12 protein-coding genes and 1 pseudogene are annotated in these 10,511 nt (G+C 70.3%); 7 read left to right on the top strand and 6 right to left on the bottom strand.

The features are described 5' to 3' along the window. Positions 1-344 precede the first annotated feature (344 nt). Positions 345-575 (top strand): annotated as a pseudogene (locus AB0P35_RS40220) (transglycosylase family protein); the annotation flags it as partial. A 639-nt stretch (positions 576-1,214) separates the two neighbouring features. After that, a complete protein-coding gene (locus tag AB0P35_RS40225) occupies positions 1,215-1,469 on the top strand; it encodes a DUF6296 family protein (protein ID WP_257019589.1) in 255 nt (84 codons plus the stop codon). Positions 1,470-1,931: 462 nt separating this feature from the next. Here the strand turns inward: AB0P35_RS40225 and AB0P35_RS40230 are convergent, their stop codons facing one another. Beyond that, on the bottom strand, positions 1,932-2,120 hold the full coding sequence (locus AB0P35_RS40230; RefSeq protein WP_363521213.1) for a hypothetical protein: 189 nt from the start codon (positions 2,118-2,120) through the stop codon (positions 1,932-1,934). 570 nt (positions 2,121-2,690) lie between these two features. On the opposite strand from AB0P35_RS40230, the gene AB0P35_RS40235 reads away from it, so the two are divergent. Continuing rightward, entirely contained in the window at positions 2,691-3,014 is a 324-nt protein-coding gene (locus AB0P35_RS40235; protein WP_363521215.1) for a plasmid stabilization protein, read from the top strand. Positions 3,015-3,362: 348 nt separating this feature from the next. Here AB0P35_RS40235 and AB0P35_RS40240 read toward each other — a convergent pair whose 3' ends face one another. The 3 genes from AB0P35_RS40240 to AB0P35_RS40250 form a co-directional block, all read right to left on the bottom strand. After that, positions 3,363-4,277, bottom strand: coding sequence for a DNA ligase (locus AB0P35_RS40240; protein ID WP_095877701.1), 915 nt, complete (start codon positions 4,275-4,277; stop codon positions 3,363-3,365). Between the two features lie 17 nt (positions 4,278-4,294). Then, positions 4,295-5,476, bottom strand: coding sequence for a Ku protein (locus AB0P35_RS40245; RefSeq protein WP_095877702.1), 1,182 nt, complete (start codon positions 5,474-5,476; stop codon positions 4,295-4,297). A 313-nt stretch (positions 5,477-5,789) separates the two neighbouring features. Then, positions 5,790-5,918, bottom strand: coding sequence for a hypothetical protein (locus tag AB0P35_RS40250; RefSeq protein ID WP_257019590.1), 129 nt, complete (start codon positions 5,916-5,918; stop codon positions 5,790-5,792). Between AB0P35_RS40250 and AB0P35_RS40255 the strand changes: the two genes are divergently transcribed. Then, a complete protein-coding gene (locus tag AB0P35_RS40255; RefSeq protein ID WP_095877703.1) occupies positions 5,917-6,174 on the top strand; it encodes a hypothetical protein in 258 nt (85 codons plus the stop codon). The two genes, AB0P35_RS40250 and AB0P35_RS40255, sit on opposite strands and share 2 nt — an antisense overlap. A 103-nt stretch (positions 6,175-6,277) precedes the next feature. Here AB0P35_RS40255 and AB0P35_RS40260 read toward each other — a convergent pair whose 3' ends face one another. Further along, on the bottom strand, positions 6,278-6,424 hold the full coding sequence (locus tag AB0P35_RS40260; protein ID WP_179419765.1) for a hypothetical protein: 147 nt from the start codon (positions 6,422-6,424) through the stop codon (positions 6,278-6,280). Positions 6,425-7,172: 748 nt separating this feature from the next. After that, positions 7,173-7,355 (bottom strand): hypothetical protein, encoded by a 183-nt coding sequence (locus AB0P35_RS40265; RefSeq protein ID WP_363521219.1) that lies wholly within the window; start codon positions 7,353-7,355, stop codon positions 7,173-7,175. 368 nt (positions 7,356-7,723) lie between these two features. On the opposite strand from AB0P35_RS40265, the gene AB0P35_RS40270 reads away from it, so the two are divergent. The 3 genes from AB0P35_RS40270 to AB0P35_RS40280 all read left to right on the top strand — a co-directional run bounded on the left by AB0P35_RS40270 (position 7,724) and on the right by AB0P35_RS40280 (position 9,399). After that, positions 7,724-8,134 (top strand): DUF3618 domain-containing protein, encoded by a 411-nt coding sequence (locus AB0P35_RS40270; RefSeq protein ID WP_363521222.1) that lies wholly within the window; start codon positions 7,724-7,726, stop codon positions 8,132-8,134. Positions 8,135-8,195: 61 nt separating this feature from the next. After that, positions 8,196-8,992 (top strand): IS5 family transposase gene (locus AB0P35_RS40275; RefSeq protein WP_179419810.1). Its coding sequence is split into 2 segments (ribosomal slippage): positions 8,196-8,532 and positions 8,532-8,992, totalling 798 coding nucleotides; the frame shifts between segments, so codons are not numbered across the junction. 95 nt (positions 8,993-9,087) lie between these two features. Beyond that, the gene (locus tag AB0P35_RS40280) at positions 9,088-9,399 is read left to right on the top strand and encodes a hypothetical protein (RefSeq protein ID WP_144298856.1); all 312 of its coding nucleotides are present in this window, start codon (positions 9,088-9,090) and stop codon (positions 9,397-9,399) included. Positions 9,400-10,511: the final 1,112 nt, after the last annotated feature.

Genomic DNA, 10,511 nt, shown 5'->3' on the forward strand with positions numbered 1-10,511 from the left:
CCTTGAAGTGGACGACGGTCTGCTGGACCTGCCACTCGTCGGTGCCGCCGCTGAGCAGGGACTGCGCGCCGTCACTGCCGGTCCCGAGGCCGGTGGGCGACCCACGGCGCCTGACCCTCCCCGCCCAACGCGACACCGACGCCGCACCCCTGCTGCGCCACCCTGACCTTCTCGAGCCTGTCGCCGCCCTCCACCGCCCGCGGCTCCTCGCCCTGCTCGCTTCCGAAGCGAGCCCGGTGTCCTGATCCCGCTGCTGCCTCGGCGAGACGGCGGGCGACCCGCGGCGCGGGTGCAAGGTCGCGGTGTGTGAGAGCGGCAGCCGCTGACATGCCGACGCCGGCAACAGCTACTACGGCGGCCTGCAGTTCGACCAGGCCACCTGGCGCGCCAGTGGCGGCCTCGCTCACGCACCCGCGCCGGCCTCGATACCGGCACCCGAAGCTCCCAACCCCGCAGCCCGCACACCGCCCTGCCCCCAGGCCCACGCAGCAGCCGACAGCCGAACCCGGCGCAACCGCAGACGCTGGCCTGACAGCCAGCAAGCCCGGCATGGTGCGAGGACGGGGACACGCTGAACGACGTCGCCCAGACCCAGCAGGTCCCCGGCGGCTGGCCAGCCCTCTACCAGGCCAACCTCGACCCATCGGCGACAACCCAATCTCATCCTCATCGGACAGACCCGCTGTCTCCCTAGGCCACCTAATTCGCACAAGGGGTCCACCCGGGAGGGGCCGCTGCCCGTACCTGGCTCGGACGGGCAGGGGCACCAGTCACCACCCGGGCCAAAGCCGAACCGCCCAACGGGCTTCCCGCCCCACGCTGGCTCGGCCCCATGGCAGCCGCGCAACGCCGACGGCGCTGCCACCCGTGGTTTCGGCCATCCGGGCGGCGACCGGACGCCAGGGTGCGGCTGCCGGATGACACTCCCAGGATCCGGCAGTCGCCCCAGCGTCCGGGCCGGCACAGCGCCGGCCGCGCACCGCACGCCACCCGCCCCCTGCGGCGCCAGCGGGCGCTGGGCGATCGCGACACCGCGCTCCGCCCGCGCAGTGCCGGCTGGCCCCGTCCCGGAAGGAGGCCGGGCAATGGCCCGCGTCCGCGACCGACCTGCTCGCCCGGGTCCTGCGCGGCGGCGGCCGGCGGCGAACGCACCGAGAGCAGCCCGCGGACAGCGCACGGGCGTATGGTCGTGGCATCGCCGAAGTCGACGCAGAATGCGGGAGAGAAGGGGTCGTCGTGATGGCGCTCGTGCGCCGCTACCTGGTGGTCCTCCCTGGCCGTCCCGGCAGTCACGCCCAGTAGACCGGCGTCGTCGTGACCGCCACCGCCCGCTCGCGCCCGGCGGCCACATGATCTGCACCGACGAGAGCGGCCGCCTCCAGGTGGAGATCACCGAGCACGGCGCCGCCCGACTCCTGACCCCCACCCCGCTCCACCACGGCCCCCTCCACGCCGAACCCCTCCCCTGAACCGGCCAGCCACAGCCACACCCAGGAAGACGCCGGGGTTCCGCCCCGTACCCACAGATGGGGGCCGCCGGCGCCTTCCGGCGGCCCCTGTTCTCCTGGCCTCACCACGACGCTAACCCCACGCACCACCACCCGCGAGCGCCCCTGGGCACCCGGCGGCCCGCCGATAGGCTGCCCCGCGCGGCCATGTTCACGGCCATCCAGCAGACGCTCCTGGAGGCGCAGCGGCAGCTGCGGATCGGGCGCTGGCCCGGCAGACCGCGCAGAGCCTGGACGGAGCCGTCGGCGCCGCAAATCGGGCGCCTCGCCGGGCTACGGAAGCGCTTGCGGGCTCGCTCAGGCTGTCGCGCGCATGCACGGTCCTGCGGTTCCTCCTCGACCTCGCGTCTGCTCTCAGCCACGGCCGCACCACGGCTGCCCCCGACGGGTGCGCCGCCGTGGTGGCGGGACTGTCCGGTGGGGTCAGTGCCCGGAGGCGGGGGTGTTGGGTTCCTGGGGGTCGACGCCGGTGTGCGCGCCCGCGTCGCGGCCGCCGCTCGGTCGGCCGGACGGGCCCTGCGCGCCCTTGTCGTGCTGGTGCTTGGATGAGGCCGGCCTCTCGGCGATGTCCTCACCTCGGCGGCCCTCGCTCTCCACTGTGCCCCCCGGCACGGGCTGGTCCTCCTCCTCGGCATGCTCCCGGCCCGGCCCCGGGCGCGTACGTGTCCGGGTCGAAGGAGCGGCGCGCGCTGTCGTTCGGCTCCTGATGTTCCTCATCGATGTCGCCCGACCACCCGTGGTGGGCGCCCTCCATCCGGCTGGCCTGCCCCTCCTCCATGGACGGATGCGACTTCGCCTGCCGCTCAGTCATGACTGTCACCTCGCTTCGCGGAGCCCGACACGGCCGTCGAGCTCCCTCGGCGCCTGTCCACCCCACGGGTCCTCAACCACGCCGACGAGGTCTCTCGACCGGCGGCCACGGGCTCCCCCGAGCGATGTCCGGCGTCGGTCTGCCGGAACTGCGCGCACAGATCAGGGCCGCCGGCAGCATCCGGCGAACCCCTGATCTCCTCACGAAAACGCCAACCTCGCACGGCGCCGCCCGCGACCGCGGCCGATGTCTGGGCTGTCCCAGAGGACCTGCCACAGCCGACCGCTGCGCGACAGCAGAATGCCCAGCGTGTGCGACGGACCGGGTCGGGTAGGCGCGACGAGAGCCGCACTGTAAGAAAGGACATGGCCGTGCCTGCAGGATCAGGTAAGAAGCGGGAACGCCAATACGAGCACATCAAGGACAGCGCCCTCGACCGCGGTGAGAGCGAGAAACGGGCGAAGGAGATCGCTGCCAGGACGGTGAACAAGGAGCGCGCCCGGCACGGCGAGTCAAAGACCGCCAGCCGATCCTCCACACAGGACACGTCGTCGTCGCGGCGCGGGGGCCAGCGCTCCCACTCCGGGGCGCAGGGCCCGACGAAGGAGCAGCTGTACAACGAGGCCAAGCAGCGGAACATCCACGGCCGGTCGAAGATGAGCAAGAAGGAGCTGGCCAGCGCGCTCGGCCGCTGACAGGTCCTCACGCGCGGCTCGTGATGCCGCCCTGTGGGGCCCTGGGAACTGGTTCGGGCTGTCCGCGGTCGGCCTGCCGCCCGTGCCTGGTGGCCGTCGGGCCCACGCGCGATTAACACCGGCCCAGTGGGTGTGCGTCGCGCGATGCCTCCCCGGGGCCCGGGCGGCGCTCTGGCAGCCCGCGGTCGCGCGCTGCCGCCGACGGGCCCCACGCGGGTGCGGACAAGGCCTCGGCCGCGAAGGAAGGCGGCGATCGGCCGGAAGTAGCTGGCCGCGCCGTCCGGTGGCGGCGACGCCCTCGGTGGCCGCGACCGGTTTCGCCCTGAGGTGTCGTGCGACGCGCAGGCCTCAGTCGGGCAGACGGAGGCGGATGTAGTGGACCTCGCCGTGGCGGCCGGTGCCGGCGAGGACCTCGACGACGGGCTGCGGTTCGGTGACCCAGTGGATCCGCGCGGCGGGCCCGGCGGTGGCCGGGTCGAGTCGGCCGGCGACCGCGGCGGCGACCTGTTGTGCCTGCGGTCCGGTCAGGCGCGGGGTGGTGACTTCCTGGCGGCCGTCGGGCAGCCGCACCAGGCACGCCTCCGGTCGAGAGATGGGGCCGGTGATACCGACGAGGTCGGCGTCGGTGGTGTCGGCGTGCCTCACCTTCCACCAGCCGGCGCGGGCGCCGGGCACGTACCGGCCGTCCAGGGTTTTCACGATCAGGCCCTCGACGCCGAAGGGCTGCATCTGCTCCAGCCAGCGCAGCGCCTCGGTGCGGTCGGTGGTGGCGATGATCTGCTGCAGCGGCGGCCGCACGCCGGCCATCAGCCGCGACAGCGCCTCCCACCGCTCCCCCGCCGTCCGGGCGCGCAGGTCCCGGCCGGGCTCCGCCAGGATGTCGAAGACCACGTAGGTGACGTGGATGCCGTCCCGGGCCCGGGCGGCCGGGGTGCGCAGCAGCTGGGTGAAGTCGATGTGGGCGCCGTTCCAGGCGACGAGTTCGCCGTCGACGACGGTGCCCTCCGGGAGCGTGGTGAGGGCGCGGGTGATGTCGGGGAAGTCGGCGGTCAGGTCGCGTCCGGAGCGGGACTGCAGCAGGGTCCGGCCCGTCTCGAGGTGGAAGCCGGCGGCGCGGAAGCCGTCCATCTTCGGCTGGAACAGCACCGGGCCGGGCAGCTCGCGCGCCGCGGGCAGGAGCGGCCAGGAGGCGGGACGCACCAGCTCCACCGGCGGCCGCACGGTCACCGGGGAGGAGGTCGCGGGTTTCTTCGACGTCGCCATGTGCGCGGGTCCCGGCCTCAGGAGGCGCGGCGCAGGCGGCCGCTGCTGCGGGTGGCCTTGGCGACGGCGTCCTGGAGCTGGTCGCGGGTCATGGTGGAGCGGTGCGGGACGTCGAGATCGGAGGCGCGCTTGTAGAGCTCGCCCTTGGTCAGCTTCGACAGGTCCTCGGCCGCCACCTTGCCGCCCGTGGTGACGCGCTTTTTCGCCGCCGTTGGCTTGCCGGTCTTCGCGCTGGTGGAGGTGGACTTCGTGCCGGCCTTCGCCTTCGGCGCGCGGTGCGACGCCGGGGCGCTCGCGCGGCCGCGCCGCCCGCCCTCCGCCTTCGCGGAGTCCTTCTCGGCCGACTCGTCGGCCGCCTCCTCCACTGCCGCCTCCTCCGCCTGGTCGTCGGCGGATGCCGCGGCGGGTTTGCCGGAGCGGGCGGCGTCCACGCTGCGCCGCAGCACGTCCATCAGGTCGATCACGTTCGTCGACTCGGGTGGGGGCCCAGTGGAGACGGTGATCTCGCGGCCGGCCTGCTTGTCCTCGATGAGCTTGCGGACCTGTTCCTCGAAGGTGTCGTGGTACTCGGTGGGGTCCCAGTCGACGGCGAGCATCTCCACCAGCTGCTCGGCCGTCTGCAACTCCTGCGGGGAGAACTTGGCCTCGCCGGTGGGCAGGTCGTCGACCTCGCGGCGCGGGTCGCGGACCTCGTCGGCGAAGTGCATGGTGTGCAGCTCCAGCAGGCCGTCCTCGGCGCGCACCGCGGTCAGGTACTCTTTGCCGCGCATGGAGAACATCGCCAGCCCCGCCCGGTTCGAGCGCTCCAGCGCCTTCGTGAGCAGCTGGTAGATCTTGGCGTACTCCTTGCCCTTCGGTCCGAGGTAGTACGTCTTGTCGAAGAAGATCGGGTCGACCTCGCCGAGGTCGACGAACCCGGACACGTCGATGGTGCGGGAGCGGCCCGGGGAGATCTGCTCCAGCTCGTCCGGCTCGACGATCACGTACTCGCCGTCGCCGACCTCGAAGCCCTTCACGATGTCGCCGAACGCGACCTCCTCGCCGGTCCGCTCGTTCACCCGCCGGTTTCGCACCCGGTCCGAGGTGCCGCGCTCCAACTGGTGGAAGCGCACCGTGTGCGACTCCGTCGCCGTGTACAGCGCCACCGGCACCGTCACGAGGCCGAACGTCAGCACCCCCGTCCACACCGGCCTGGCCATGACAACCTCCTCCACGAGGCGCCCGGACTACTTCGGCCGGGCGTTGGGATGACTACGCCGGCCTGCGGTCGCGGCACGGACGGGACGCCTTCAGCATCACCGCGGCCGCACGGTACTGCCTGCGCTGCACGGCCACCTGGGCCCTTCGGGCCGCCGCTCGCCGCATCGGACGAACGACCGCTCACCGGGGCGCCTACGCAGAAAGCCGCAGGTCAAACCCCTAGTTGAATGCTCAGCAAGGTCACCGGGTTCCTGATCACCTGGGGCGCAACGCGGCGGGCCCCGGTGCCATCCCCTCCGCAGACCTGGTCGTTCAGCGTCGCAGCCAGTGCACCGTCAGCTCCGTCGGCGCGAGGCGCTGCGCGGACTCGTTCGGGCGCCACCGCGAGTCGAAGGGGAACTCGTTGGTGACCCAGAGGACACCGGCGAGGGCCGCGGGCATGGACCAGCAGGCTGCCCTGCCAAGGTCGAATTCGATGGCACCTCCGAGCCAGGGGTCGGAGGCGTTGAACTGGATGGTGAAGCCAGCCCTGCCGCCCGGCGATCAGATCGTCGAGATGCTGGATCTCCAGCCCGGAGAAGCGGTGGGCGCCGGCTGCGACGATCAGCGGCAGTCCCTCCCGCTCGGCCAATGCACGGTACTTCCTCTCCTCGATCCGCGTAGACAGCGGCTGCGCGGTGACGTGCCCGACGCGTGACACGGCCGTTCTCCGGAGCCAGGGCAGCGCCGCGCGCCTGAACACTCGAGATTGCCCGGCGAGGTGGCGATGGGTCAGAGGAGGCGAAGCACCTGGCCGGGGATCATGAGGTCGGGGTCGTCGCCGCGGCGACCGCGGTGGTCGCAACCCGGCCGGCGGCGGCCTGGGCGGGCGCGGCGGTGGTGGTCCGCAGGCCGGCGGCGCAGGCGAGGGCGAGGAGTAACTGCAGGATCCGGTGGGCGATGGACACGGTGGAGCTCACTCCCCGAGAGGTCGGCGATCGGGCCGCGGCTGCTGCCCGGGCCCGCCGGTCGGATCCGGCTGTCCGGGTGGCCTCGCGGTTGCGGGGTGGGCGGGTGTCGGGGTGGATGGGTGGCGGCCCCCGTGTGTTGTGGGGCAGGGGCTCGGGGACCGACGAACACCCATCGGTAGGAAGAAGGCTTTGGCATGAGCATGGTGCAGGAGAGCATCGACGTGGATGTGTGTCCTTCCAGCCGCTGGACGCCGGCCACACCCGGATCATGATGTCGATGGACTTCCAGCCCGAGGGGCCGGCGGAGAAGGCCGCCCGACACATGCGTGAAGGGCGACCTCAAGCGTTTCAAGCACTTCATCGAGGAGCGCGGCACCGCAACCGGGGGCTACCGCGAACGCCTGTGACGGTTCCGCGGCCACGCCTGGTCCCCGGCTTTGGAACGACCGGGCGTGCCGGGCACCGGGCACGGGCGGTGTGCGGCGGTCCCGGTCTTCCCCTAACTAAGGCCGCGCGCGAGGCCGGGGTTCGGTCGGATCGGGGTGGGACGACGGCCGGGCGGCATGGTGAGCGGCCCGCGGCGGCGTAACCCCCACGCCGCCGCGGGCCACGGCCGTGGGCCATGGACTCGGCACCGCCGGCACAGACTAAGCAACAGCCTGCAACCGTCGCCTTGTGGGCGCTGCCCGCCCCGTGGGCTCAGCGGTAACCCCGCGGCCGGCCGACGGATTGCCGGACTACGCGGTCAGGCGTCCGCAATGGGCAGCTGGTTGTCTGCCGCTGGGACCGCTCCGTCCGGGAGTGGCGGTGGGGGCGGAGCATCCGGTGATGGCGTGGTGAGGTGTTCGACGAGGCGGTCCTCGAACCTGCCGAGCAGCAGCAGGACGCCGAGAAGGGCGGGGGGCATGAGCAGCATGAGCACGATCATGTGAGCCTCCCGAGGGGATGGTCACGTTCGGCTCGACTCGCTGGTCGACTGCCGTTCACGCTATGGGCACGCACGGCCTTCGGCATCTTCGGCGCCCACCCCTCCCGGTCACCGCCCGCAGCGGGCCGTTCAACCGGTCCGGCACCGCTACCCGGACACAGGACTCAGGGGGCGGCATCATCGCCTTGCAGGTGCTGGTGGCCACGGCGATCATTGCCTTGAACCCGGTCGCTGGCGTCGTGGCGGCCGTGGCGGGCCTGATTGCCGCCGTAGGGAGAAGGAGATCGGACGGGCCAGCCCACCCAATCTGAGCAGGCCATCGGCAGCGTCAAGGCCGACATGGCCGAGATCAAGAAGAGGGCTCACTGATGACAGACGACTCACACGACACGCCCACGCCTGAGGAACTGCGCGAGCAGGTAGAGGCCACCCGCGAGGAACTCGGCCAGACGGCCGATGAGCCGGGGGCGAAGGCCGACCTCAAAGCCCGAGCTCAGCACAGAGCGGCGCAGGTCAAAAGCCAGGTGCAGGACAAGGCCTCCCACGCCCTGCACGCGGCGCAGGACAAGACGACCGAGCCGGTGCGGGTCAAGGCCGCCCACGCCAGGGAGCAGCTGAGCGAGACCGCCCATGCACTGGGGGAAAAGATCCCAGATCCGGTGCGCGAGCGGTCCTCCCAGGTGGCGCACGCCGGGCGTGACAACCGGGGTGCGCTCATCGCGGTCGGTGTGACCGTCGCGCTCGCTGTGATCCTCTACGTCCGACGCAGGAGGAACTGAGGTCAGCAGGAACTGATGTAAGAAGTCATCTCATTTGGGCTTGTAGGCTGCTCGCGTGACGATCGTGGAGCGCCTGGTGCCCGACGAGTTGTGGGAGCTGTTCCAGCGGGTGGTGCCGCCGGCACCGACCCGACCGCAGGGCGGCGGCCGACGCCGCCACGGGGACCGGGAGGTGCTGGCAGCGATCGTGTTCGTGGCCACCTCCGGGTGCACATGGGCCCAGCTACCGCCGTGTTTCGGCCCGTCCGGGCCGACCGCGCACCGGCGGTTCGCGGAGTGGACCGCGGCCCGGGTGTGGGCGAAGCTCTACCGCCTGGTCCTGGACGAACTCGGCTCGCGGGGCGAGCTGGACTGGTCGCGGTGCGCGGTGGACTCGGTGAACATGCGGGCCGCGAAAAGGGGGACCTGACGGGTCCGAATCCTGTCGATCGGGGCAAGGCCGGGTCGAAGATCCACTTGCTCACCGAACGCACCGGTCTACCCCTCTCACTCGCGATCTCCGGCGCGAACCTACACGACAGCCAGGCCCTGATCCCGCTCGTCGAGGCGATCCCGCCGATCCGCTCCCGCCGCGGCCGGAGGCGCCGCCGGCCCGGCAAGCTCCACGGCGACAAAGGCTACGACCACCGCTTCATCCGCTCCTACCTGCGACGACGGCAGATCGCACACCGCATCGCCCGCCGCGGCATCGAGTCCTCGACCCGCCTCGGCCGGCACCGCTGGGTCATCGAGCGCACTGTCGCCTGGCTCGGCGGCTTCCGCCGGCTCCACCGCCGCTACGAACGCAAAGCCGACCACTTCGCGGCCTTCGCCACCATCGCCGCTACCCTCATCTGCCACCGCAGAATCACCAAATGAGATGCGATGATATGCATTGGCTTCACGTGAATGTGCCTACAGCTCGCGCGGCCCCCAGGACTTCCGGTGCGGGCAACGAGGACGATTGGATTACGTTGGACGAAATTCAGGGCTACCTCTTGTGGCATGCACGCCACCTCATCGAGGAGGATGACGGGAGAATTATTCATCGCGATTCGGATGGCTCCCTCCATTCGGATGAAGAAGAATGGAGACTGCTTGGAATCTACTCCACCGAACAGGCGGCGGAGGCGCAGCTTGCTCGGGCGAGACAGCTTTCTGGGTTCAGCGGCGAGCCCGACTGTTTCGAGATCGTTCCAGTGGAGCTCAATCAAGAAATGTGGCTGGACGGATATTTCACCTATGGTCCCGACGGCGAGATCGGCGAGCAGGCGGGAGGATCATGAATATGAGCGCAAGAAAAGTTTACCTCCTCACCCACAGGCACATTTACGGCACTGAGGTCGCCCCGGAGCCGGTCGAGGACGGTGAGCCGCTGTTCTGGGATGACAGGGACGAGACCTACAAGGTACTGGGACTGTACCCGACCAGAGAGCAGGCAGAGGGCCGAATCGAAAGATTTCGCACCCTTCCCGGGTTCAAACAGGCTCCCGACGGGTTCATTATTCACGAATACGTCATGGATCAGCCGCGCTGGAGCCGCGGATATTCAGTGGAACACTAGACGAGCGGTTCCAAAATCGGCCGGCCCTGTGGATTCTGAACCGGACGCGCAGGGAGGGTATCCAGCGCCGGTCGTGACGACCGAAGCTGGACACCCTCCTAGCAGCGCTCTGTGCACAGATTGGGGGTCACCCCCCTGGCCGATCCGGCCACAACAGGCGCCTGCGTGCCGGCGGCCACCGCTCCAGCATGCTGTCCGGAACCTGCCCGGGCGACCGATCCGTGGGCCGACACCCGGTCGGCCAGCAGCTGTTGGCGAGAACCTGCGTGATCTGGCACAACCGGACCACTGGTCAACCCATCACCCGCTCTCCGATCAGCTACAGCCACTGACCGAGTTCGGAACTGCTCGTCCCGCGAAAAGCAGTGAGGGTGCGACGCCAACGGCGCCGCACCCTCACTGCTTTTCGCCTACTTTACTTGCGATCGAGGTACTTCTTTGCCTTGTTAATCGGCCCGTCCGGGCCTACCTCCCTGGGGGTTGGCATCCTCCCGTACCAATCCTTGAAGTATTCAATCGCGGAATCCTTCGCATTTTTGCCGTTGATCCTATCCTTGCCCTTGATGAAGTCCGGCGCATCATTGGCCTTCTGCTTGCCAGACTTTCGCGTGGGCTTGGCGAAGACGATCCCCTTGATCCAGTGGGAAATTCCACTGGCATCCCGGACCAGTTTATGTGCGGGCGCGGAACGTAGAAGTGGATGCGGACGACCGGCTTCGGCTTGGTGACAAAGTACGTGCTAACCTCCGTGTTTCGCTTCGCGTCGGCTGATCTGGGGTGATCTCCAGGTTGAAGGTCGTGGGGTTGCCGTCGGACGGTGGGCATGCCGAGGGC

The organism is Kitasatospora sp. NPDC085879, assembly GCF_040686255.1.
GTDB lineage: Bacteria > Actinomycetota > Actinomycetes > Streptomycetales > Streptomycetaceae > Kitasatospora.

What these genes read in the sequence shown, in the direction of transcription:
- AB0P35_RS40225 (WP_257019589.1), top strand. Translation starts at nt 1,215, where the DNA reads ATGCGGGAGAGAAGGGGTCGTCGTGATGGCGCTCGTGCGCCGCTACCT.
- AB0P35_RS40240 (WP_095877701.1), bottom strand. Translation starts at nt 4,277, where the DNA reads ATGGCGACGTCGAAGAAACCCGCGACCTCCTCCCCGGTGACCGTGCGG.
- AB0P35_RS40245 (WP_095877702.1), bottom strand. Translation starts at nt 5,476, where the DNA reads ATGGCCAGGCCGGTGTGGACGGGGGTGCTGACGTTCGGCCTCGTGACG.
- AB0P35_RS40255 (WP_095877703.1), top strand. Translation starts at nt 5,917, where the DNA reads ATGGACCAGCAGGCTGCCCTGCCAAGGTCGAATTCGATGGCACCTCCG.
- AB0P35_RS40250 (WP_257019590.1), bottom strand. Translation starts at nt 5,918, where the DNA reads ATGCCCGCGGCCCTCGCCGGTGTCCTCTGGGTCACCAACGAGTTCCCC.
- AB0P35_RS40265 (WP_363521219.1), bottom strand. Translation starts at nt 7,355, where the DNA reads ATGATCGTGCTCATGCTGCTCATGCCCCCCGCCCTTCTCGGCGTCCTG.
- AB0P35_RS40270 (WP_363521222.1), top strand. Translation starts at nt 7,724, where the DNA reads ATGACAGACGACTCACACGACACGCCCACGCCTGAGGAACTGCGCGAG.